The sequence below is a fragment of the Frigoribacterium sp. Leaf44 genome, from assembly GCF_001421865.1.
Lineage (GTDB): Bacteria > Actinomycetota > Actinomycetes > Actinomycetales > Microbacteriaceae > Frigoribacterium.
The window spans coordinates 1,160,772-1,183,773 of the sequence record NZ_LMLG01000006.1; the positions used below are offsets into that span (position 1 = coordinate 1,160,772).

Below are 23,002 nucleotides of genomic sequence, written 5' to 3' on the forward strand. Positions count from 1 at the left end.
CGCAGAGCGTTCCGGGCGCGGATCGGAGCGCACGGGACGGGGCCCAGCCCACGACGCCGTACCCGGCCGACCAGGGCGTCACCTACGGTGCTCCGCCGCTCCCCGGCAGCACCCCGCAGGCCGGGGCCTTCGGGTCCGGGCCCGAGGAGGCGCGGCACGACCAGGCCCACGACCCGAGTCAGCCCCACCCCGGCTCGCATCAGCAGCCGTCGTCGTACCAGCAGCCCGGCTCGTACCAGCAGCCTGCGCCGCATCAGCAAGCCGCATCCCACCAAGAGCCCGGCTCGTACCAGCAGCCGGGTCCCTACCCGCAGTCAGGGTCGTACCAGCACGGTGACTCCTACCAGCAGCCAGGGTCGTACCAGCAGGGCGACCCCTACCGACAGCCACGGGCGTACCAGCAGGGCGACCCGTACCAGCAGCCGACCTCCGACCCGTCGGCGTTCGCCTACGACACGACGAACTCGTACGCCGCGGCGGGGTGGCAGGCACCCGCCCAGAAGTCGAAGAAGAGCCGACGTGGTGTGGGCTCCGTGGCCGCGGCCCTCCTGGTCGGCGTCCTCGTGGGCGGCGCGGCGGGCGGTGGCGTCGCCGCGGTGCTCTCCCGCGACTCGGGGGCCGGGGTCTCGGCGACCGGTGAGTCCCGCGACCTGACGGTGAACGACTACGACGACGCGACGGTCGTCACGGCGGTCGCCGCGAAGGCGACGAAGTCGGTCGTCACGATCAACGTGACGGCGGGCGAGTCGGGCGGCACCGGTTCGGGCGTCATCCTGAGCGACGACGGGTACATCGTGACCAACACGCACGTCGTCACCCTGGACGGTGCCAGCGCGTCGGGCACCGTCACGGTCACGCTCAGCGACGGCAGCATCCTGCCGGCCGAGGTCGTGGGGCTCGACCCCACGGTCGACCTCGCCGTGCTGAAGGTCGACGCGACGGGGCTCACCCCGATCGACTTCGCCGACTCGTCGGAGCTGAACGTCGGTGACACGGCCGTGGCCATCGGAGCACCGCTCGGCCTGTCGAACACGGTGACCGACGGCATCGTCTCGACCCTCAACCGCAGCATCACCGTGCAGTCCTCGGCAGCGCCGACCGACGGCAGCGACGAGGGCCAGCAGAACGACAACAACGGTCAGGGGCCCTTCTCCTTCAACAACGGTGACGGCTCCACGCAGAACCAGGCCAGCTCGGTCATCTCGCTGCCGGTCATCCAGACCGACGCGTCGATCAACCCGGGCAACTCCGGTGGTGCGCTGCTCAACTCGCAGGGCGAGCTGATCGGCCTCAACGTCGCCATCGCCAGTTCGGGGGAGTCGTCCGGCAGCATCGGCGTTGGGTTCTCGGTGCCGTCGAACCTCGTGCAGCGGGTCGCCAAAGAGATCATGGCGAACGGCAAGGCGAGCCACGGCCTCCTCGGTGCCAGCGTGAACGACGCCACGAGCGACGCGGCGGCCACCCGGGTCGGTGCCCTCATCGTCCAGCTCAGCCCCGGTGGCGCGGCCCAGAACGCCGGCCTGCGACAGGGCGACGTCGTGACCGAGTTCAACGGCGTGCCGATCAGCGACCGCACCGACCTCACGGCGCAGGTCAGGTTCCTGGCCGGTGGCGCGACGGCCGACCTGACCTACGTCCGGGACGGGACGACCGACACGACGAAGGTCACCCTCGACACCTTGACCAGCTGACGGGTTCCCCGGTCGGCACGGCGGGGGTCGGGACGCGACGGCGTCCCGGCCCCCGTTCGGGTGTTGCTAAGCTCGCCACGATCCCTGCGGCCGTCCGCAGTCCCGACCCGCGCCTCCCCGGCGCTCACCAGCCCGAGGAACGCGATCCATGCAAGCAGGCGACGCCACCCGACCCGGGGTCTCGTACGTCATGCCCGTCCTCAACGAGGAGCGTGACATCCGGGCGGCGGTCGAGAGCCTGCTGGTCCAGGACTACGAGGGCCCGTTCGAGGTGATCCTGGCCCTCGGCCCGAGCGTCGACCGCACGAACGAGGTCGTGGCCGAGATGGCGGCGGCCGACCCCCGGGTCCGGAGCATCCCCAACCCCGTCGGCTCGACCCCGGCCGGCCTCAACGTGGCCATCCGCGCCTCGGTCCACCCGATCACGGTGCGCGTCGACGCCCATTCGGTGCTGCCGAGCGACTACACGCGCATCGCGGTCGAGACCCTCGAGCGCAGTGGGGCCGACAACGTGGGCGGCATCATGGCCGCCGTCGGTCGCACCCCCTTCGAGAAGGCCGTGGCCCGGGCCTACGGCAGCAGGGTCGGCCTCGGGGGTACGCCGCACCACGTCGGCGGTGCCGAGGGCCCGACCGACACGGCCTACCTGGGCGTCTTCCTGCGACACCGACTGCTCGAGGTCGGGCTCTTCGACGAGGGCGTCAAGCGCGGCCAGGACTGGGAGCTCAACCGGCGGCTCCGGGCCACGGGCGGGACGGTCTGGTTCACGCCCCGGCTCGTGGTCACCTACCGACCTCGCCCGAGCCTGCGCAAACTGGCCCGACAGTTCGTCGCCACCGGGCTGTGGCGCGGCGAACTGGCCCGGCGGTTCCCGAAGGCGAACACGGTGCGGTACCTGGTGCCTCCCGTCATGGTGCTCGGGGTGGCTCTCGGCCTCGTGGTCGGGTTGGTCGGCGTGGTCGGACTCGCACTCGGCAGCCCGCTCGGGTGGGCCACGCTCGCCCTCGTCGTGCCCGGCGTGTACGTCGTCTTCGTCCTCGCGGCCGCACTGCTCGCCGCCCGCGGTGACGACCTCCGCACCCGCCTCTGGTTTCTCGTAGTCTTGCCTTCCATCCACTTCGGGTGGGGCGTCGGCTTCGTGCTCGGCTTCCTCGACCTCACGAAGAACATCACCGCCCAGACCGGAAGGTAGCCGCCGATGACCGCGCTGCCCACGAGACCGAGTTCGATTGCCGAGCTGCGACGCGTCGCCCAGCCGCCCGAGGTGCGCAGTCGCGCGAACGCCGAGCACTGGACGGCCTCGTTGTACCTGCGCGACGTCTCGCCCTACCTGACCTGGTGGCTGCTCAAGACGAGCGTCTCGGCGAACGGCGTGACCGGGCTGATGATCCTCGTCGGCTGGTGCACCGCCCTGTCGCTGCTCGTGCCGGGCATCACCGGCGCGTTGCTCGCCCTCGTGCTGGGCCAACTGCAGATGCTCGTCGACTGCTGTGACGGCGAGGTCGCCCGCTGGCGGGGCACCAGTTCGCCGGCCGGGGTCTTCCTCGACAAGGTCGGCCATTACTCGACCGAGGCCCTCATCCCGATCGTGTTGGGCATCCGCGCCGCCGGATTCCCGTTCGAGACGCCGGGTGACTTCCTCTGGACGACCGCGGGCTTCGCCCTCGCCCTCGTGATCGTGCTCAACAAGGCCCTCAACGACATGGTCCACGTCGCCCGCGCGAACGCGGGTCTCGACCGGCTCGAAGACAAACGAGGAGGCGCGACGCAGCCGAGCGGGCGCCTCCTGTCCCGACTGCGCAGCGCCGCGCGGTTCGTGCCGTTCCACCGGCTGTACCACTCGGTCGAGCTGACCATGCTCGTCTTCCTCGCGGCGCTCGTCGGCCTCGTCGTCGGAGGCGTCACCGCCGACCGCGTCCTGCTCGTCGCCCTGCTCCCGCTGTCGGTGCTGGCGCTGGTCGGCCACTTCGTCGCGATCATGGCGTCGAAGCGGGTGCGCTCCTGAGCGAGGCCCTGCCCCGGGTCGGAGTCGTGAGCCTGACCCAGGGGCGTCGCCCGGACGACCTGCGTCGGGGGCTCGCTTCGCTGTCGGCCCAGCGCGACGTCGCACTCGACGTCGTCTGCGTGGTCAACGGACGCGACGCCGCGAGCCCGGAGGTCGAGGTGCCCACCGGGGTCCGCCTGCTCGAGCTCGCCGAGAACGTGGGCATCCCCGCCGGCCGCAACCGGGGGGCCGAAGCCGTCGCGGGCGAGTGGATCTTCTTCCTCGACGACGACGCGAGCCTGCCCTCCGACCGGTTCCTCGCGGACGCCGTCGCGTTGTTGCGGGCCCGACCCGAGATCGGGCTCCTTCAGCCACGGGTCGTGGACCCCGACGGCGCCGCCAATCCGCGGCGATGGACGCCTCGCCTGCGCAAGGGCGACCCTCACCGGTCGAGCGACGTCTTCTCGGTCTGGGAAGGGGCGACCCTGCTGCCCCGCGACGTCTTCGACGCCTGTGCCGGCTGGGGCGAGCCGTACTTCTACGCACACGAGGGCATCGAGCTGGCGTGGCGGGTCTGGGCCCAGGGCAGGCGCACCTGGTACGAGGGCTCGCTTGTGGCGAACCATCCGGCCATCGACCCGGCGCGTCACGCCGAGTACTACCGGCTGAACGCGCGCAACCGGGTCTGGTTGGCCAAGCGCAACCTCCCGTGGCCGCTCGTCCCCGTCTACGTAGCGTCCTGGACGGCGGTCCAGCTGCTGCGCTGGGCACGCACCCCGCAGCGCCTGCGGCCGTGGTTCGCGGGCTGGGCGGAGGGGTGGCGAGAGGCGCCGGGCGGTCGACGGTCCATCGGTTGGGTAACGGTCCTCCGCATGTCCAGGGCCGGTCGACCTCCGGTCCTCTAGGCTTTCCGGGGTCCGGCGCCGATCGGGGTGACGGACCGACCCGAGGAGGGCATGTGCCGCTGACCCGAGACCTGGGGCTCGCCTGGAGCCTGGCCCGCCGGGCCATCCGATCGCGCAGCAGTCGACGTCGGCTCGAGCGCGACCCACGGGCGGCGGCGACGCCCGCTCCGGGCACCGTCCGCGTCGCCGTGTACTTCGCCGACACGACCGTGAACATGTACCAGATCCGACAGTGGTACGCCCCGCTCGCCCGCCTGGCCGAGACCTTCCCCGTCGCCGTCGTCGTCCGCTCGCCGGGCACGATGGTCACCATGCTCGACGAGAGCCCGGTGCCGCTCGTCTACGCCCGCAAGGTGGCCGACCTCGAGGACTTCGTCGCCGCTCAACCCCTCGCCATGACGCTGTACGTCAACCAGAACGCGAAGAACTTCCAGATGATGCGGTACGGCCGCATGTGGCACGTCTTCGTCAACCACGGCGAGAGCGACAAGATGTACATGACGACGAACCAGTTCAAGGCGTACGACTACGCCTTCGTCGCGGGCGACGCCGCGAAGGACCGACTCGCCGCCAAGCTCTGGGACTACGACCTCGACAAGCGCGCCGTGCCCATCGGTCGGCCCCAGGCCGACCACTTCTCGGGTGAGGTGCCCTACCCCGACGACGACCGTCTGGTCGTGCTCTACGCCCCCACCTGGGAGGGCGACCGTCCTGCGGCCGCCTACGGGTCGATCGCCACGCACGGCCTCGCCCTCGTCAGGGCACTGCTGGCCTCGGGGCGTCACCGGGTCGTCTACCGGGCACACCCGCGCAGCGGTGTGCTCGACCCCGGGTACCGGCGAGCCCACGAGGCGATCATCCGGGCGCTGGCCGAGGCCAACACTCGTGATCCCGATGCTCATCACATCCACGACGAGGGGCCCGAACTCGGCTGGCAACTGGCCGCGGCGGACGTCGCCGTGACCGACATCTCGGCGATGGTCTACGACCGCCTCGCGACGGGCCGACCCCTCGTCGTGACCCGTCCGGTGGCCGTCGAGGCCGACGTCGACGAGTCGGGATACCTCGGGGACGCCGAATGGTTGACGGCCGACGGCGCGGGCGACATCGTTTCTCTCGTCGACAGGGTCGTCGACGATCCGGAGGCGCGGAGCCGTCTCGATCACTGGGTACGGCGTCACTTCGGCGACACGTCGCCCGGGGCGGCCACGCGTCGGTTCGAGAACGCGGTGGCGGACCTCGTGCGGCTGCGTGACGACTACGCCGCACGCCGACCGTCGTTCGACGAACCACGCTCGGCCGGTGCGGCCGACGACGCCGAGCAGGAGGCCAGCGACGCGGAGGCGACGGACCTCTGACCCCGGCGACGGGGCACGGAAAGCCTCTCATCGCTGAGGCATTCATGTCCCGGTGCTGAGGACTCTGGATCTCAGACGCTGAGCAGCGTATCCATGAGGCATGCCTGAACCGACGTCCGCCGCCGCCCGCCAGTTCGGAGTACGCATCCGCGACGAGCGCCTGCGGCTCGGCCTGAGCCAGGACGAGGTGGCCCACCTCGCGGGCATGAACGTGTCGAACTACGGAAAGATCGAGCGTGGCATCGGGAACCCCGTGCTGCACACGATCGTCCGGCTCGCCGTGGTGCTGGGTGTCGACCCGGCCGTGCTGGTCACCGGCCTCGGGGTCGATCACCTGCCGCCCCTCCTGGAGGCCTTCACGGCCGCGGACTACGTCGCTGAGAGACGGGCTCGGCTCACCAGCTGACGCGGCCCCCCACCCGGCAGGACTCGTCCACCCCGGAGGTCAGAAGCTGAACCGCCAGAGGTACTCGTCGCCGTCGGGCCGGAACCACCGCACGACGGCGATCGCGCTGCGGGCCAGTTCGACACCCAGCACACAGAGGTCGACCGAGTCGCCGGGGTCGAGCCGGGTGGTCGCGACGGGGACGAGCAGCCCCGTGCCGACGAGGGTGACCCGGACGCCGGTCACGGTCTCGGGGGAGTCGTTGAGCAATCGGTAGACGCGGGGTGCGCGGGAGCGGTCGAGGGTGAAGGGGACGGTGTAGGCGAGGGACGTCGACGTCATGTCGTCGACCCTAGGAGCGGCCGCCGAGGGTCGTCTCGAGTCCTTGTGGACGACGGCCTCTTGGGGAGGACCCGTCGGAGGGGACGTGGCCGACCACGCCGGCCGCCCCCGGCCAGCTGCTCAGAGGGACAGGGCGACCGGGAACTCGGCCGGCGCCGCACCGAACGCCGTGCGGGCCGTCGTGACGACCTTGCGTCCGAGCAGGTGGTTGCCCGTCCCTCCCACGACGGCCCCGATGCCGAACGGGAGGGCCCGCCCGAGGACGGAGGCCCCTTGCGATGCGGCGAATCGCCGGATGAACTGTTTGCGGATCGTGTCGGTCAGGCCGCTCATGGCCGCCTTCGGCAGTTTGGAGGTGACCAGCTCGCCCCAGAACGCGGTCCGGGCCGGAGCCGTGCCCATGGCCTCGCCGGCGAACTGACGGACGAGGCTGGCACCGGGACCGCCGAGCAGCATCGCCATGACCAGTGCCCGGGCGCGGTCGGGGTCCGAGACGGCGATGCCGTGGACCTCGGTCACGGACTGGGCGAAGAGTGCGCTCGCCTCGAGGAAGCCGGCGGTCTCGACGCCCGAGAGCGCCAGCGACACACCCCAGCCGACACCGGGGATCACCGCGCTGGCCCCGACGGCGGCCCCACCGGTCGTGACCGCGGCGAGGTACTCGCGCTCGAGGATGGTGATGAGCTTCTGTGGTGTCGCCTTCTTGTGGCGCCGACGCAGCGTGGCGACGTGCTTGACGACGACCGGACGCTGGACGGCCAACAGCTTGTCGAGACGTCGCACCCAGGCGGCGTCGTCCGACCGGTCGGGCGCCGACGTCTGGTAGTGGTACTCGGTCGAGTTCGCGGCGTCGCGGGCGGCGAGCTGTGCGTCCGTCGTCGAGGCGGCGTGATCGGGGCTGTGGGGCTGACTGCGTTCGGGCACCCCTCGACACTACGCCGAGGGGCGGGGAGGGTGATCGGAGGCGTACCGGGCCAGGGCGTCGTCGAGGGGGCCGTCGAACACCAGGGCACCCTTGTCGAGGTAGAGGCCCCGTCGGCAGAACCGCTTGAGGTCGCGTTCGTTGTGCGACACGAGGAAGAGCGTGCGACCGTCGGCCAGCATCTCGCCGATCCGGGCGTAGCACTTCTCGCGGAAGGCCTTGTCACCCACGGCGAGCACCTCGTCGACCAGCACGACGGGCTCTTCGAGCCGTGAGATGACGGCGAACGCGATGCGGACCTTCATGCCGCTCGAGAGGTGCTTGTACGGGGTGTCGACGAAGTCGCCGATCTCGGCGAAGTCGATGATCTCGTCGAAGCGCTGGTCGATCTCGGGGCGGGTCATGCCGTGCAGGCCGGCGGTCAGGTACACGTTCTCCCGCACCGTCAGGTCGGCGACGAAGCCACCGGTGATCTCGATGAGGGGGGCGACGCCGCCCGACACCTCGACGGTGCCCGTGTCGGGCAGGATCACCTCGGCCACCAGCTTGAGCAGCGTCGACTTGCCCTGGCCGTTGCGTCCCACGACGCCGATGGCCTCGCCCGGTCGGACCTCGAAGCTGACGTCGCGGAGGGCCCAGAACTCGCCCGGTCGCGACCGTCTGCTGCTGTCGGCGAAGAGGTCCTTGAACGATCGCCGCCCGCGCCGGTTGCGGCGGAAGCGGATGCCGACGCCGTCGACGCGGATCACGGGGCGTTGTCCGGTGGTGGACATCAGATCTCCTTCAGCACGGCACGCTCGCTGGCCCGGAAGACGAGCAGCCCGACGCCCAGGACCACGACGCACACGGAACCGCCGACGAGCACCTCGGTGAGGTCGAACTGCTCGGGGAAGAACGCCGACCGGTAGAGGCCGAAGATGCCGCTCAGCGGGTTGAACGCGGCCAGGAGGTGCAGGCTCTCGGGGAGGTCTTGGGTGCCGTAGATGATGGGCGAGGCGTAGAAGGCGAACCGCAGGGCGAGCTTCGTGGCGCGCTCGAGGTCGCGGAAGAACACGACGAGTGGTGCGACGACGAGCCCCACCCCGGCGACGAGTACGGTCTGCATGACCATGGCCAAGGGGAAGAACACAGCCTGCCAGTGCAACTGGGCCCCTCCGACGGCGGCGAACAAGGCCAGGACGGGCAGGCTGAGGGCGAACTCGATGCCTTTGGAACCCACGAGTCGGAACACCCAGATCGTCCGGGGGATCTTGGTCGATCGGACGAGCTTCGCCTCGCGGATGAACGCCCGGGTGCTGTCGGAGACCGCGCCGTTGAACCACATCCAGGGCAAGAGGCCGGAGAGGAGGAAGACGATGTACGGCTCGTCGCCGACCGAGCGCTTGAACACGACCGAGAAGACGAAGAAGTAGATGCCCGACATCACGAGCGGGTCGAGGATCGACCAGAAGTAGCCGAGCTTCGAGGTGGAGTACCGGACCTTGAGGTCGCGACTCGTCAGCAACCAGAGCGTCTGGCGGTATCGCGCGAAGCCGCTGCGACGGGGCCGTTCGGCCAGGTCAGTGCTCACGGACGTCCTTCTCGTTCAGGACATCGCGTAGCGGCACGCGGCCGTCGGGAGACGGCCCGGTTCAGACGAACAGGTTCGCGCGCTCGAGGTCTTCGGCGAAGTCGACCTCGACGGCGTAGAGGTCGGAGATGTCCACGGGCTCAAAGCGTAGCCCGTCCTGGCCGATGGCCAGTTCGATGCCACGCTCGAAGTAGTCCTGGTTGTCGACCTTGGAGAGCTGGTGCATGAGTGTCGCCTTGTCGGACTTCGACACGTAGTTGATGCCCACGGCCTCGCCCAGCCCGCCCTTGACCTGCTTCGACAGCTCGGCGATGTAGCCCTCGGCGTCGGTCGTGTACTTCACCTCTTCGTCGGACACCTTGGAGGTGTTGACGGTGACGAACGACTGGTCGTCGCGAACGAGGCGGGCCGCACGGGTGAGGGCCGTCGGGTCGAAGACGACGTCGCCGTTCATCCACAGCACGCCGCCGGAGGCGCTGGCCCGCAGGGCGCGGAGCAGGCTCTTCGACGTGTTGGTCTGGTCGTACATCTCGTTGTAGACGAACGAGGCGGACGGGAAGGCCTCGACGATGTGCTCGAACTTGTAGCCGACGACGACGGTCACCCGGGCGTCGGGCCCGAAGGCGTCGCGGATGTTGTCGAACTGCTGCTGCATGATGGTGCGACCGTCGTGGAGCTCGGTCAAGGCCTTGGGCAGCGAGCGGCCGAGACGGCTGCCGAGCCCGGCGGCCAGGATGACGATCTGCTGGCGGTGGTTCGTGTCGTTCTTGCTCACGCTGGTCTCCTCACAAGGGGCGAGCCCGTGCGGGACGGGCTCTGCGGTGGCCCCGGCGGTGCGGACCGGACCCGTCTCTGGGTGCGATTCGCCTCGTGTTCGAGCGGTGTTCACCGCGGAGCATCGATCTGGACACGTCGTCGTGCCGTTGAAGACTACCCGATCCGGCCAGGAGCAGCCAGGGAACGGCCCCGAAGCGTGTCCCTTTCGTGATATGCGCCTCCCGTCGTCCGGTCGGCGTCGTGGCCTTGGTACGGTGGGGCGATGGCTGGACGGCGCGAGGACGAAGTGGGTGACATCGCCCCCGACTCGACGCCGGGTGACGACACGGTCGGAGCGGCGGGCGCATCCGACCAGGGGGAGAACACAGTGGACGACGACGCGACGACCGCGGGGGACGTGGCCGAGGGGACGGCCGCCACGACCGAGGCCCCGACGCCCCGCGTGCCGGTGACGAAACCGTCGACGGCTCGCAAGCCCTCGGCGCCCCGGAAGCCCTCCTCGCCTCGCAAGCCCTCTCAGCGCACCGCCGCCGATCGGTCGGCGGCGGCCAAGAAGGCGGCAGCGACCCGCGCCGCGAACGCGCGCGCCCGGGCCGAGGCGGCGGCGAGGGCCGCAGAAGAAGAGGTCGTCGCTGAACTGGCCGACGCAGGAGTCACGACGGAGGGCACCGTCGTCGTCCCCGTCTCGGCCGACGACTACTTCGGTGATGCCCTGACCGCCGAAGAGGAGTCGGCCGCCGCCCTCGACGACGCGCTCGCCGGCGACTCTCCGTCGACCGCCCCGGACGACGACGACACGACCACCACCGACGAGACCGTCGGCGACCTCTCCGAGGCCGAGGACGGCGTCGCCGTCGAGACCGAACGGACCTCCGCCGACGAGGGCTCGGTGCGAGCGGCGCGCGAGGTCGACGCCGAGGCCCCCGTGGTGCTCGCGATCTCGGGGCTCATGAAGCGCTACGGCGGCACGGTCGCGGTGGAGAACGTCGACCTCGAGGTCCGAGCCGGGTCGTTCTACGGAATCGTCGGTCCGAACGGGGCCGGCAAGACGACCACCTTGTCGATCGTGACCGGTCTGCTGCGACCCGACGCCGGCACGGTGACCGTCCTCGGGGCCGACGTCTGGCGCGACCCGGCCGCGGCGAAGCGGTCGCTCGGTGTCCTCCCCGACCGTCTGCGACTCTTCGACCGGCTGACCGGTGCGCAGCTCCTCTACTACTCGGCGACCCTCCGCGGGCTCGACGGCGTCACGGCACGCAAACGCTCCTCCGACCTCGCCACCGCGTTCGGCCTGCACGACGCGCTCGGCCGTCTCGTCAGCGACTACTCCGTGGGCATGACGAAGAAGATCGCCCTGGCCGCCGCGATCATCCACTCGCCCCGGGTCCTCGTGCTCGACGAGCCGTTCGAGTCGGTCGACCCCGTGTCGGCCGCCACCGTGACGGACGTCCTGCAGCGCTACGTGGCCGGGGGTGGGACGGTGTTGCTGTCGAGTCACAGCATGGACCTCGTCGAGCGCATCTGCGACAGCGTCGCGGTGATCGTCGACGGTCACGTCCTCGCCAGCGGCACGGTCGACGAGGTCCGGGCCGGACGCTCTCTCGAGCAGCGGTTCGTCGAGCTCGCCGGCGGGCGCGCGGTCACGGAGGGCATGGAATGGTTGCAGAACTTCTCCGACTGAGGCTCCAGACGATCGGCAACACGGTCCGCTTCGGCCCGCGCCGTCTGACCGTCGCCGTGGCTTCCGTGCTCGCCGTCCTCATCGTCACGATCGCCGTCGCGAGCCTCGTGAGCGGCCTGCGCGACGCGCCCCTCGACGACGTCCGCGCCCTCGCGGTCGGTGGGGGCTCCCTGCTGCTGGTCGGCTTCGCCGTCGTCCCCTTCGCGACCGTCCGTCCCGCCTGGAGCGACCCCCGCCGTCTCGCCGTCCTCGGCGTGTCCGAGGGAGGGGCAGCGGTCGGCCTCGCGCTCGGTGCCGCGATCGGCCTGCCCACGCTGGCCCTGCTGGTCCTCTCGACCGGGTACGTCCGTGCCTGGGGCGAGGGCACCGGCGTCGCGGCGATCGCCGTCGTCGGCGCCCTCGTCGCCGGCGTCACGGCGCTGTTGCTGGCCCTCGTGGCCTCGACGCTGAACAGTGTCGTGCTGACGTCCCGTCGCGGTCGCGAGCTCGCGCTCGTCGGGGCCGTGCTCGTCGTCCTGCTGGCCGTACCCGTGATCGTCGACCTCGTCCGCCTCTCGTTGCCCGGCCGCTCGGGCACCGGCGTCGTCGCGGACGCCCTCGCCTGGACGCCCTTCGGGGCCGCGCTCGCGCTTCCCGGCCACGTCGCCGCGGGCCAGACGGGTCGCGTCGTGGCCGACGTCGCCATCGCCGTCGTCTCGCTCGTGGCCCTCTGGCTCGCCTGGCGGGCACTCGTCGCTCGCGCGTTCGTCGACCGGCCCGAACCCGAAGAGGTCGACGACGGCGACGGCCTCGGCTGGTTCGAGTACGTCCGGGCCTCGCCGACCGGTGCCGTCGCCGGCCGCAGCCTCACCTACTGGATGCGCGACGCGCGATACCGCATGTCGCTCGTCATCATCCCGTTCCTGCCTCTGCTCGTCGTCCCCCTCGGCATCGCGGGCGTCAGTTGGAACTGGCTGGCGCTCGTCCCGGTGCCGATCATGTGCCTCATCCTGGGATTCCTGCCGCACAACGACGTGGCCTACGACAGCACGGCCCTCTGGATGCACGTGGCGTCCGACACGCGGGGCCTGGCGGACCGCGTGGGGCGACTCGCGCCTCCACTGCTGATCGGCGTCCCTCTCGTCGTGCTGGGCTCGGTCGTCGCGACCTGGCTGTTCGGCGACTGGCAGGCGCTGCCGTCCGAGCTGGGGGTGAGCGCCGGCTTCCTGCTCAGCGGCCTCGGCCTGTCGAGCCTGGTGTCGGCCCTCATGCCCTACGCCACGGTCCGTCCGCACGACGACCCGTTCCAGCAGCCGCAGTCGAACGGCGCCACCGCGGCCTGGGCGCAGACCGTCATGATCGGGGGAGCGGTCCTCGCGACGGCACCCGCGCTCTGGTTCGCCGGTCGCGGATTGATCACGGGCTACCCGGCGGGTGGCACCTGGGCGCTGGCGCTGGGTGTCGGCGTGGGACTCATCGTGCTGGTCGCGGGTGTGGCCCTCGGCGCCCGGGTCTTCTCGCGGCGAGCGCCCGAGCTCCTGGCGTTCGCCCTCCGCAGCTGAGTCGAGGTCGACGTACGATGTCTGCATGACTGACACGCAGACGGGCGGCGGCCTCGACGTCATGGACCGCGAGCTCGAGAAGCTCCTGAACGACGAGGCGATCGACCCGGGCGACCACGAGCGCTTCTCGCACTACGTGAAGAAGGACAAGATCATGGAGTCCGCGCTGAGCGGCAAGCCCGTCAAGGCGCTCTGTGGCAAGAAGTGGACGCCTGGTCGCGATCCCGAGAAGTTCCCGGTGTGCCCGACCTGCAAAGAGATCTACGAGAAGATGACGTCCGAGTGAAGCCGGCGTTGGGTCAGGCGTAGACGGTCGGGACGACCGGCTCGCCACGGCCCAGCCTCAGCGCCTGGTCGGGCAGCTCGGCCACGGCCGCGGCTCGGTGGAGGCGCGCGCGGGCCACGCCCTCGGCTCCCGTGTGACGGGTGTCGATTTCTCCTGCCACCACGAGCGGCACGTGCAGCGGGCGCTCCCCGGCCGCGACCTCGGACGATCCGACGCGGATGAGCTCGCGGGTGGCGACCCCGTCGACGATCACGCGCACGGGGGACTTCCGTCCACCGACGGTGGCCTTGTCGGCCGACTTCTTCGCCACCGAGACCCAGGCGCCGTCGTCCCCGCGACGCGCGACCAGCTTGAAGACCATGCCGGCGGCCGGGTGGCCCGAGCCCGAGACGACCGACGTGCCCACGCCGAAGGAGTCGACCGGGGCCGCGCGCAGGGCGGCGATCGTGTACTCGTCGAGGTCGTTCGTGACGGTGATCTTCGCCCCCGTCGCGCCGAGCTCGTCGAGCTGGGTGCGGACCTGTCCCACCAGTGACGGCAGGTCCCCGCTGTCGATGCGCACCGCTCCGAGCCCCGGCCCGGCCACCCGGACGGCCGTGGCCACCGCCTCGGGGATGTCGTAGGTGTCGACGAGCAGGGTGGTACCCGGCCCCAGCGTGTCGACCTGGGCGCGGAAGGCGTCCTCCTCGGTGTCGTGCAGGAGCGTGAACGCGTGGGCCGCGGTGCCCATCGTCGGAACGCCCCACGACCGTCCGGCCTCGAGGTTGCTCGTGGCGCCGAAGCCCGCGATGTACGCGGCCCGGGCCGCGGCCACGGCGCTGCGTTCGCCCGTGCGACGTGAACCCATCTCGGCGAGGGGGCGTCCGTCGGCGGCCGAGACCATGCGCGCCGCCGCGCTGGCCACCGCCGAGTCGTAGTTGAAGACGCTCAGCGCCAGGGTCTCGAGCAGCACGGCCTCGGCGAACGTCGACTCGATGACCAGCAGCGGTGACCCGGGCAGGTACACCTCGCCCTCGGCGTAGCCCCAGATGTCGCCCGAGAACCGGTAGTCGGCCAGCCAGTCGGCCGTCGTGGCGTCCACGACGCCCGCCTCGCGGAGCCAGGCCACCTCGTCGTCGCCGAACCGGAAGTCGGCCAGGAGTTCGAGGAACCGACCGGTGCCCGCGACGATGCCGTAGCGCCGTCCCTCGGGCAGGCGTCGGGCGAACACCTCGAAGACGCTGTCCCGGTGGGCCGTGCCCGCCTTGAGGGCGGCCTCCACCATGGTGAGCTCGTACCGGTCGGTCAACAGCGCGCTGGTCACCCCGCCAGCCTAGGCTCGCCCGGTCGTCCCGGGGGGCGCGGCTCGCGACGGGTAGGCTTCGTGGTCGTGACGGACGCACCCATCGGAGTCTTCGACAGCGGCGTCGGCGGCCTGACCGTGTCGCGGGCGATCATCGACCAGCTGCCCCACGAGTCCATCCGGTACGTGGGCGACACGGCCCACTCGCCGTACGGACCGAAGCCCATCGCCCGAGTGCGCGAGTACGCCCTCGCCGTGATGGACGACCTCGTCGCCCAGGGCGTCAAGCTCCTGGTCATCGCCTGCAACACCGCGTCGTCCGCCGTGCTGCGCGACGCCCGCGAGCGGTACACGATCGGCGCCGGCATCCCCGTGGTCGAGGTGATCCAGCCAGCCGTGCGCGCGGCCGTGCAGCAGACGCGCAACGGCCGCATCGGCGTCATCGGGACCGAGGGCACGATCAACTCGCGGGCCTACGAGGACGCCTTCGCCGCCGCCGCGGGCCTCGAGTTGTTCACGCAGGCCTGCCCGCGCTTCGTGGAGTTCGTCGAGGCGGGCGACACGTCGAGCCCCGAGCTGCGGGCCGTCGCCGAGGGCTACCTCGCCCCGCTGCGCGACGCCGGCATCGACACCCTCGTCCTGGGCTGCACCCACTACCCCCTCATGTCGGCGGCCGTGCAGTACGTCGTGGGCCCCGACGTCCGGCTCGTGTCCAGCGCGGAAGAGACGGCGGCCGACGTCTACCGCACGCTCGTCCAGCACGGGCTCGAGCGCACCGACCGCGGCGAGCCACACCACGAATTCGAGGCCACCGGGCCCGACGAGAAGGCGTTCCTGCGCCTGGCCCGGCGGTTCCTGGGGCCCGAGGTCTCGCGCGTCGGTCACCTCGAGACGGGGGCGATCGAGTTGCCCACGAACCTCCGCACCGTCGAGCGGACCTGACCCGCGCCTCCTGCGTCCCTCGGGGTCGACGACCCCGACGCCACCGTCCACCACCGCCGAGAGAAGGCATCATGACCGACACCACGAGCACGACCGTCCGCGCCGACGGGCGCAGCACCACCGATCTGCGACCCGTCACCATCGAGACCGGGTGGAGCGCCCACGCCGAGGGCAGCGCCCTCATCACGTTCGGCGGCACCAAGGTGCTCTGCACCGCGTCCTTCACGAACGGCGTGCCCCGCTGGCTGACGGGCAAGGGCAAGGGCTGGGTCACCGCCGAGTACGCGATGCTGCCCCGGGCCACCAACTCGCGCAACGACCGCGAGAGCGTCAAGGGCAAGATCGGTGGACGCACGCACGAGATCTCGCGCCTGATCGGCCGCAGCCTCCGGGCCGTGGTCGACACCAAGGCGCTCGGCGAGAACACGATCGTGCTCGACTGCGACGTCCTGCAGGCCGACGGCGGCACCCGGACCGCCGCGATCACGGGTGCCTACGTCGCCCTGGCCCAGGCGATCGAGTGGGGTCGCGAGAAGAAGTTCGTGGGGCAGAAGGCCACGCCGCTGACCGACAGCGTCTCGGCGGTCTCCGTCGGCATCATCGACGGCGAGCCCATGCTCGACCTGGCCTACGTCGAGGACGTCCGGGCCGAGACCGACATGAACGTCGTCGTCACGGGCAGCGGGTCGTTCGTCGAGGTGCAGGGCACGGCTGAGGGAGCGCCGTTCGACCGGCGCGAGCTCGACTCCCTCCTCGACCTCGCCGTCGCCGGCGCCGTCGACCTGAGCCGCTTCCAACGCGAGGCCCTCGGCCGATGACCCGCGTCGTCATCGCCACGCACAACCAGGGCAAGGTGGCCGAGCTGCGGCTGCTGCTCGCCGAGACGGCGCCGGGCGTCGAGCTGGTCGCCTACGACGGCCCCGAGCCGGTCGAGGACGGTGACACGTTCGCCGCCAACGCCCTGATCAAGGCGCGTGCGGCAGCACGTCACACCGGGCTTCCCGCGCTCGCCGACGACAGCGGCATCTCGGCGGCGGCCCTCGGCGGGGCTCCCGGCATCCACTCGGCACGCTACGCCGGCACCCGCGACGCGGACGACAACATCGACAAGCTGCTGACCGAGCTCGACGGTGCCGACGACCGCTCGGCGTGGTTCTCGTGCGCCGCCGCCCTCGTCGTGCCGAGCCCCGCCGGTGCCGGGGGCCCCGACGGGCCGCCCGAGGCGAGCGAGTGGGTCGAGCACGTCGAGTACGGCGAGTGGCACGGCGAGGTGCTGGAGGCGCGGATCGGCTCGAACGGGCACGGTTACGACCCCGTCTTCCGCCCCGAGGGCGAGAGCCGCAGCGCGGCCGAGCTCACCGCGGACGAGAAGAACGCCGTCAGCCACCGCGCCCGGGCGTTCCGGGCGATCGCACCCCGGGTGGCCGCGCTGGCGGACTGAGCCGCGCGCGCCTCCTCGGGGTGGTGCGGCCGGCAGCCGCCTGCGTGCCCGCGGTGCTCAGGCGTCGTGCGGCGCGGACGACACCTGAGGCGTCTCGACCTCGCCCGAGGCCTCGGCCTTCTTGGCCTGGTGCACCCCGTGGAAGTAATGGATGGCGATGGGGATCACCGTGGCCAGCACGGCCCCGAGCAGGATCAGGTCGATGTACGAGCTGACGAAGTCCGCGACGGGTGGGATGTGCCCGATGCCGAAGCCCGCCAGCGTGATGCCCATGCCCCAGACGACGGCGCCGATCGCGTTGAAGAGCGAGTAGCGCCGGTAGCTCATGTGGCCGACGCCGGCCATGATGGGCGCGAAGGTCCGGATCACCGGGACGAACCGGGCGATGATGACGGCCATCGGGCCGAACCGCTCGAAGAAGGCGTTCGTGCGGTTGACGTTGGCGACGCTGAACAGGCCGCTCTCTTTCCGCTCGAAGATGCGCGGGCCGACCTTGTGGCCGATCAGGTAGCCGAGCTCGCCACCGGCGAACGCGGCGATGCTGATGAAGATCGCGATGAGCCAGATCGGCAGGCCGAGGGCCCCGGGGTTGGTCGCGGCGAGGATGCCCGTGATGATCAGCAACGTGTCGCCCGGGAACAGGAACCCGACGAGCAGGCCCGTCTCGGCGAAGACGAGCAGGCAGACGCCGAGCACGGCCCACGGGCCGAAGGACGTGAGCAGGTACTCGGGGTTGAGCCAGGGGATGGAGACGAGGGGCAGCATCGGGTGTTCTCCGGTCGTGGTCGCCGGCGTTCCCGGGGCCTCAGATGGGTCGTGCGGGAGAAGGGACTTGAACCCTCACGCTCGAAAGCACAGGAACCTAAATCCTGCGTGTCTGCCAATTCCACCACTCCCGCGGCAGACCGAGTGTACCGACGACGGCCTCGGGCCGGAACGGCGGACGAGGAGGTGCTAGCGCTTCGACCGGGGCACGTGCGGTGAGTACCGGGGCACGTAGCGCACGAGGATCGCCGCGCCCACGAGACCGAGCACGCCCATCACCCCGCTGGCCAGCGAGATCGACACGACGGCGGTCACCCCGGAGATGAGGAGCGGAGCGGCCGCGCTGCCGGCGTCCCCGGTGAAGCGCCAGGCGCCGAGGAAGGGCGCGGGGTCGCCCTTGTCGGCCAGGTCGGCGCCGAGCGTCATGAGGATGCCGCTGCCCACGCCGTTGGCCAGGGACATCAGGATCGCGACGGTGACGAACCAGCCGACGTTCGCGTCGAGGTCGTGCGTGACCGACAGTGCGAGGTACGAGAGGCCGAGGCCGACCATGCAGGGGACGGCGCTCCACAGGCGCCCGAAGCGGTCCATGATCTGGCCGCTCGTGTAGAACAACGCGAAGTCCACGGCGCCGGCGATGCCGATGATGATCGCGGTCTCGGACGCCCCGAGGCCGATGCTGACGGCCCAGAGCGGCAACATGACCTGGCGGCCCGAGCGCATGGCGCCGATCAGGGCCGCGCCGCTGCCGAGCTTCAGCAGCACGCCGCGGTGACGCCAGAGGGTGCCGAAGAGCCCCTGGGCCTCCCTCGCGACGAGGTCGGCGCCGTCCTCGGTGCCGCGACCCGACCGGACGCCGAAGGCCGCCGACGGGTCACGCAGGACGAGCAGCGCGACGGCCGCACCGAGGCAGCCGACGATGTGCACGACGAACGCCGACTGGACGGACCCGGTCAGCTCGATGACCCCGGCCGACAGGAACGGGCCGACGAAGTAGCCGAGCCGGAAGACGCCGCCGAGGCTCGACAGGGCCCGGGCGCGGATCTCGACGGGCACGAAGCTCGTCATGAAGGCGTGCCGAGCGAGGGCGAAGACCGCGGTCGCGAGGCCGATGACCAGCACGCCGACGGCGAGGACGATCTCGTTCGGCGCCAGCAGGCAGGTGACGAGACCGCCGATGCTGACGAGCGAGGCGCCGATCATCGAGGTGCGCTCGCCGATGCGACTGACGAGCCATCCGCTCGGGATGTCGCCGATCAGCTCGCCGACGAGGATGAGCGCGGCGACGAAGCCGGCGAAGGGGAGCGAGGCGCCGAGCTCGCTCGCCACCACGGGGATGATCGGGATGATGGCCCCCTCGCCGATGGCGAAGAGCGCCGCGGGCAGGAACGCCGCGAGGGCCACCGACCGCATGCTGAAGGCGGGGGAGGAGGAAGACATGTCGTCCGCCACCCTAGGCCCGCTGCGTACACTTGTCGGATGAAGGTCTTGGCAGCGATGAGTGGTGGAGTCGACTCGGCGGTCGCCGCGGCGAGGGCGGTCGAGGCCGGCCACGACGTGGTGGGGGTGCATCTGGCGCTCAGCCGCATGCCGGGCACGCTGCGGACGGGCAGCCGGGGTTGCTGCACCATCGAGGACTCGATGGACGCCCAGCGCGCCGCCAACAAGATCGGCATCCCCTACTACGTGTGGGACTTCTCCGAGCGCTTCAAGCTCGACGTCGTCGACGACTTCGTCGCCGAGTACACCGCGGGTCGCACTCCCAACCCCTGCATGCGCTGCAACGAGCGCATCAAGTTCGCCGCCCTGCTCGAGAAGGCGCTCGCGCTCGGCTTCGACGCGGTCTGCACGGGGCACTACGCGACCGTCCTCACCGACGACCGGGGCAATCGCGAGCTGCACCGCGCCTCCGCCTGGGCGAAGGACCAGTCGTACGTCCTGGGCGTGCTCACCGCCGAGCAGCTCGCGCACTCGATGTTCCCGCTCGGGGCGACGCCCTCCAAGGCCGAGGTGCGGGCCGAGGCGGCCGAACGCGGCTTCAGCGTGGCGTCGAAGCCCGACAGCCACGACATCTGCTTCATCCCCGACGGCGACACCCGCGGGTGGCTCTCCGAGCGCGTCGGTGCCGAGACGGGCGAGATCCTCGACCGCAGCGGCGCCGTGGTCGGCTCGCACGAGGGCGCGCACGCCTTCACTGTCGGTCAGCGCAAGGGCCTCAACATCGGGTTCCCCTCGGACGACGGCAAACCTCGCTTCGTGCTCGAGGTGCGGCCCGTCGACAACACGGTCGTCGTCGGACCGAAAGAGGCTCTCGACATCGCCGAGATCGCCGGCGGCTCGTACACGTGGGCCGGGCTCGCCCCGGTCGACCCGACGGTCGCGTTCGACTGCGACGTGCAGATCCGTGCCCACGCCGACCCGGTTCCCGCCGTCGCGCGGGTGTCGGTGGTCGAGGGTAAGAAAGAACTCGTGATCACACCTCGCGAACCCCTCAACGGCGTCGCCCCCGGGCAGACCGCCGTCGTCTACGTCGGCACCCGCGTCCTCGGGCAGTGCACGATCGACCGCACGGTCAGCGCCGTTCCGGTCCCCGCTGCCGCCACCGCCTGAGGCGACCGACGATGAGCGAGACCGGCACCGACGCCGCCTCCGGGTCGGCGGTCGAGACGGACGGCGTCCCCGACGACCTGTCCCTGGCGCGAGACGAGGCAGAACGGCTGACGACCCGCATCCTCGAGCTGCGGGACCAGTACTACGAGGGCAACGGCTCGACCGTCGCCGATGCCGACTACGACGGGCTCGTGCGACGCCTCGACGCCCTCGAGCGGGTGCACCCCGAGCTGCAGAAGCCCGACAGTCCCACGCAGACGGTCGGCGGCCGGGCCGAGACCACCCAGTTCGCACCCGTCGAACACGCCGAGCGCATGCTCAGCCTCGACAACGTGTTCAGCGACGACGAGTTGGCCGAGTGGGCCGGCAAGGTGCAGCGCGACGCCGGCGCCGAGCGCGTACGGTTCCTCACCGAGCTGAAGATCGACGGCCTGGCGATCAACCTGCGCTACGAGGACGGAGTGCTCGTCACCGCCGCCACGCGCGGCGACGGCGTCGTCGGCGAAGACGTGACCGGCAACGTGCTCGCGATGGGCACCATCCCCGAGCGCCTCGAGGGCGCCGGCCACCCCCCGCTCGTCGAGGTGCGGGGCGAGATCTTCTTCCCGGTCAGCGAGTTCGACGAGCTCAACGCGCAGCAGCGTGAGGCCGGCGAACGCGTCTTCGCGAACCCCCGCAACGCCGCCGCCGGCTCGCTGCGTCAGAAAGAAGAGGGCAAGAGCCCCGAGAAGCGCGCGTTGATGCACGCGCGCCTCCGTCGCCTGCGCATGCTCGTGCACGGGATCGGTGCCTGGCCGGTGCGCGAACTCGAACGCGCGACCGAGGTGCGGTCGCAGTCCGAGGTCTACGACCTGCTGGGCGGGTGGGGGCTGCCCATCTCGACCCACTACCGCGTCTTCGACACGGTCGCCGAGGTCGAGGCGTTCATCCACGACTACGGCGTGCGCCGCTCGTCGGTCGAGCACCAGATCGACGGCATCGTCGTCAAGGTCGACGACCTCGCCCTGCACGACGAGCTCGGGGCGACGAGCCGGGCCCCGCGCTGGGCGACGGCGTTCAAGTACCCGCCCGAAGAGGTCAACACGAGGCTGCTCGACATCGTCGTCAGCGTCGGACGCACGGGGCGGGCCACGCCGTTCGCCGTGATGGAGAAGGTCGAGGTCGCCGGCAGCGAGGTCCGTCAGGCGACCCTGCACAACCAGCAGGTGGTCAAGGCCAAGGGCGTGCTGATCGGCGACACCGTCGTGTTGCGCAAGGCGGGCGACGTCATCCCCGAGGTGCTCGGCCCGGTCATCGAACTGCGTGACGGTACCGAACGCGAGTTCGTCATGCCCGTCGACTGCCCCGAGTGCGGCACCCCGCTCAAGCCCGCGAAAGAGGGCGACATCGACCTCCGCTGCCCCAACGCCGAGAGCTGCCCGGCGCAGGTGCGCGGTCGCGTCGAGCACATCGCTTCCCGTGGCTCGCTCGACGTCGAAGGCCTCGGCGAGGTCGCCGCCGCCGCGCTGACGCAGCCCGTCGAGCCGGCCACGCCGCCGCTCCGAACCGAGGCGGGCCTGTTCAGCCTGACGATGGCCGACATCTTCCCCGTACGGGTCGTCGTGCGTGATGCCGAGACCGGCATGCAGAAGCTCGAGGCCGACGGCCAGCCGAAACTCGTCACCCCGTTCCGGCGCAAGCGCGCCAAGCGCGACGGCACGTACGACCCCACGGCGGGCGAGTTCTCGGGCGACGAGACCTCGGTGCCGTCCAAGACGGCGATCGAGATGCTCGCCAACCTCGAGAAGGCGAAGACCAGCCCCCTGTGGCGCATCCTGGTCGGTCTCAGCATCCGGCACGTCGGACCGGTCGCAGCTCGCGCCCTCGCGAACCACTTCGGCTCGCTCGACGCCATCCGGGCGGCTTCACGCGACGAGCTCGCGGCGGTCGACGGCGTGGGCGGCATCATCGCCGACGCGCTGCTGGCCTGGTTCGACGTCGACTGGCACACCGAGATCATCGATCGGTGGGCGGCCGCGGGTGTGCAGTTCACGACTCCGGGTCACCCCGGCCCGGGAGCGGCCGAGGCGGCAGGGGGAGTGCTCGCGGGGGTGACCGTCGTGGCGACCGGCAGCCTCGAGGGCTTCACCCGCGAGGGCGCTCTCGAGGCCATCGTCGAGGCGGGGGGCAAGGCCGCCGGCAGCGTCAGCAAGAAGACCGACTTCGTCGCGGCCGGACCGGGTGCCGGCTCCAAGTTGACCAAGGCCGAACAGCTCGGGGTACGGATCATCGACGCAGAGCAATTCGCTGTCCTCCTTAAGGAGGGCCCGGCGGCTCTCGTTGTCCCCCAGGTGGGGGACGAGGGGTCGCCTGATTCGTGATTTCCCTGGTCAGGGGTGCTTTTCTTTCCTAAGGTGTGAGGACGTGTCGTTCTCCAGCAGTAGGGAGCCGGGGTACAGGCACGTGACGAGGGGGAAGACCCGACGTGCTGTTCCTCGCTACAGCCATGTTCTCTGCTTCGGTGCACCTCGCCGGGGTGGC

22 protein-coding genes and 1 tRNA gene are annotated in these 23,002 nt (G+C 71.0%); 14 read left to right on the forward strand and 9 right to left on the reverse strand.

Features of this window, described 5'->3' with window-relative positions:
• The 6 genes from ASE87_RS13915 to ASE87_RS13940 form a co-directional block, all read left to right on the forward strand.
• Positions 1 to 1,691: S1C family serine protease (locus tag ASE87_RS13915; protein WP_056229310.1), on the forward strand; the 1,691-nt coding region annotated here is incomplete at its 5' end.
• Positions 1,692 to 1,839: 148 nt separating this feature from the next.
• Positions 1,840 to 2,883 (forward strand): glycosyltransferase family 2 protein, encoded by a 1,044-nt coding sequence (locus ASE87_RS13920; protein WP_043595427.1) that lies wholly within the window; start codon positions 1,840 to 1,842, stop codon positions 2,881 to 2,883.
• Between the two features lie 6 nt (positions 2,884 to 2,889).
• Entirely contained in the window at positions 2,890 to 3,696 is an 807-nt protein-coding gene (locus ASE87_RS13925) for a CDP-alcohol phosphatidyltransferase family protein (RefSeq protein WP_043595425.1), read from the forward strand.
• The gene (locus ASE87_RS13930) at positions 3,693 to 4,580 is read left to right on the forward strand and encodes a glycosyltransferase family 2 protein (RefSeq protein ID WP_056229314.1); all 888 of its coding nucleotides are present in this window, start codon (positions 3,693 to 3,695) and stop codon (positions 4,578 to 4,580) included. The genes ASE87_RS13925 and ASE87_RS13930 overlap by 4 nt, the downstream gene beginning before the upstream one ends.
• A 53-nt stretch (positions 4,581 to 4,633) precedes the next feature.
• A complete protein-coding gene (locus ASE87_RS13935; RefSeq protein WP_056229316.1) occupies positions 4,634 to 5,938 on the forward strand; it encodes a CDP-glycerol glycerophosphotransferase family protein in 1,305 nt (434 codons plus the stop codon).
• 100 nt (positions 5,939 to 6,038) lie between these two features.
• Positions 6,039 to 6,344, forward strand: a complete 306-nt coding sequence (locus tag ASE87_RS13940; RefSeq protein WP_082452634.1) for a helix-turn-helix domain-containing protein — start codon at positions 6,039 to 6,041, stop codon at positions 6,342 to 6,344.
• Positions 6,345 to 6,383: 39 nt separating this feature from the next.
• Here the strand turns inward: ASE87_RS13940 and ASE87_RS13945 are convergent, their stop codons facing one another.
• The 5 genes from ASE87_RS13945 to ASE87_RS13965 form a co-directional block, all read right to left on the reverse strand.
• The gene (locus tag ASE87_RS13945; protein WP_052505283.1) at positions 6,384 to 6,665 is read right to left on the reverse strand and encodes a hypothetical protein; all 282 of its coding nucleotides are present in this window, start codon (positions 6,663 to 6,665) and stop codon (positions 6,384 to 6,386) included.
• A gap of 120 nt (positions 6,666 to 6,785) precedes the next feature.
• Positions 6,786 to 7,589 (reverse strand): EcsC family protein, encoded by an 804-nt coding sequence (locus tag ASE87_RS13950; RefSeq protein ID WP_231567101.1) that lies wholly within the window; start codon positions 7,587 to 7,589, stop codon positions 6,786 to 6,788.
• Between the two features lie 9 nt (positions 7,590 to 7,598).
• A complete protein-coding gene (locus tag ASE87_RS13955) occupies positions 7,599 to 8,360 on the reverse strand; it encodes an ABC transporter ATP-binding protein (protein ID WP_056229320.1) in 762 nt (253 codons plus the stop codon).
• Positions 8,360 to 9,157 (reverse strand): ABC transporter permease, encoded by a 798-nt coding sequence (locus tag ASE87_RS13960; protein WP_171007257.1) that lies wholly within the window; start codon positions 9,155 to 9,157, stop codon positions 8,360 to 8,362. Before ASE87_RS13960 ends, ASE87_RS13955 begins: the two co-directional genes overlap by 1 nt.
• A 61-nt stretch (positions 9,158 to 9,218) precedes the next feature.
• Positions 9,219 to 9,932, reverse strand: a complete 714-nt coding sequence (locus ASE87_RS13965; protein ID WP_043595417.1) for an NTP transferase domain-containing protein — start codon at positions 9,930 to 9,932, stop codon at positions 9,219 to 9,221.
• Between the two features lie 264 nt (positions 9,933 to 10,196).
• On the opposite strand from ASE87_RS13965, the gene ASE87_RS16805 reads away from it, so the two are divergent.
• The 3 genes from ASE87_RS16805 to ASE87_RS13980 are packed head-to-tail and all read left to right on the forward strand — an operon-like array spanning position 10,197 to position 13,442.
• Positions 10,197 to 11,615 (forward strand): ABC transporter ATP-binding protein, encoded by a 1,419-nt coding sequence (locus tag ASE87_RS16805; RefSeq protein ID WP_235472313.1) that lies wholly within the window; start codon positions 10,197 to 10,199, stop codon positions 11,613 to 11,615.
• The gene (locus ASE87_RS13975; protein ID WP_043595415.1) at positions 11,591 to 13,156 is read left to right on the forward strand and encodes a hypothetical protein; all 1,566 of its coding nucleotides are present in this window, start codon (positions 11,591 to 11,593) and stop codon (positions 13,154 to 13,156) included. Before ASE87_RS16805 ends, ASE87_RS13975 begins: the two co-directional genes overlap by 25 nt.
• Before the next feature lie 25 nt (positions 13,157 to 13,181).
• Positions 13,182 to 13,442 carry a DUF3039 domain-containing protein gene (locus tag ASE87_RS13980; RefSeq protein WP_043595414.1) on the forward strand — a complete coding sequence of 87 codons (261 nt, stop codon included), beginning with the start codon at positions 13,182 to 13,184 and terminating at the stop codon, positions 13,440 to 13,442.
• A 13-nt stretch (positions 13,443 to 13,455) separates the two neighbouring features.
• Here the strand turns inward: ASE87_RS13980 and ASE87_RS13985 are convergent, their stop codons facing one another.
• Positions 13,456 to 14,706 (reverse strand): nicotinate phosphoribosyltransferase, encoded by a 1,251-nt coding sequence (locus ASE87_RS13985; protein WP_056229730.1) that lies wholly within the window; start codon positions 14,704 to 14,706, stop codon positions 13,456 to 13,458.
• 105 nt (positions 14,707 to 14,811) lie between these two features.
• Between ASE87_RS13985 and murI the strand changes: the two genes are divergently transcribed.
• The 3 genes from murI to ASE87_RS14000 all read left to right on the forward strand — a co-directional run bounded on the left by murI (position 14,812) and on the right by ASE87_RS14000 (position 17,107).
• Positions 14,812 to 15,666, forward strand: coding sequence for a glutamate racemase (gene murI / locus ASE87_RS13990; RefSeq protein ID WP_056229732.1), 855 nt, complete (start codon positions 14,812 to 14,814; stop codon positions 15,664 to 15,666).
• Positions 15,667 to 15,737: 71 nt separating this feature from the next.
• A complete protein-coding gene (rph, locus tag ASE87_RS13995) occupies positions 15,738 to 16,484 on the forward strand; it encodes a ribonuclease PH (protein WP_043595412.1) in 747 nt (248 codons plus the stop codon).
• The gene (locus ASE87_RS14000; RefSeq protein WP_056229322.1) at positions 16,481 to 17,107 is read left to right on the forward strand and encodes a non-canonical purine NTP pyrophosphatase; all 627 of its coding nucleotides are present in this window, start codon (positions 16,481 to 16,483) and stop codon (positions 17,105 to 17,107) included. The genes rph and ASE87_RS14000 overlap by 4 nt, the downstream gene beginning before the upstream one ends.
• 57 nt (positions 17,108 to 17,164) lie before the next feature.
• On the opposite strand, the gene ASE87_RS14005 is transcribed toward ASE87_RS14000, so the two are convergent.
• The 3 genes from ASE87_RS14005 to ASE87_RS14015 form a co-directional block, all read right to left on the reverse strand.
• Positions 17,165 to 17,872 (reverse strand): DedA family protein, encoded by a 708-nt coding sequence (locus tag ASE87_RS14005; protein WP_043595409.1) that lies wholly within the window; start codon positions 17,870 to 17,872, stop codon positions 17,165 to 17,167.
• A 52-nt stretch (positions 17,873 to 17,924) separates the two neighbouring features.
• Positions 17,925 to 18,006 (reverse strand) — tRNA-Leu (locus tag ASE87_RS14010).
• A gap of 55 nt (positions 18,007 to 18,061) precedes the next feature.
• Entirely contained in the window at positions 18,062 to 19,312 is a 1,251-nt protein-coding gene (locus ASE87_RS14015) for an MFS transporter (protein ID WP_056229735.1), read from the reverse strand.
• Between the two features lie 39 nt (positions 19,313 to 19,351).
• Here ASE87_RS14015 and mnmA point away from each other — a divergent pair, with 39 nt between their 5' ends.
• Both mnmA and ligA read left to right on the forward strand, forming a co-directional pair.
• Positions 19,352 to 20,482: a tRNA 2-thiouridine(34) synthase MnmA gene (gene mnmA, locus ASE87_RS14020; protein ID WP_082452636.1), complete on the forward strand. Its 1,131-nt coding sequence runs from the start codon at positions 19,352 to 19,354 to the stop codon at positions 20,480 to 20,482.
• 11 nt (positions 20,483 to 20,493) lie between these two features.
• The gene (gene ligA, locus ASE87_RS14025; RefSeq protein WP_056229325.1) at positions 20,494 to 22,842 is read left to right on the forward strand and encodes an NAD-dependent DNA ligase LigA; all 2,349 of its coding nucleotides are present in this window, start codon (positions 20,494 to 20,496) and stop codon (positions 22,840 to 22,842) included.
• Positions 22,843 to 23,002 lie beyond the last annotated feature (160 nt).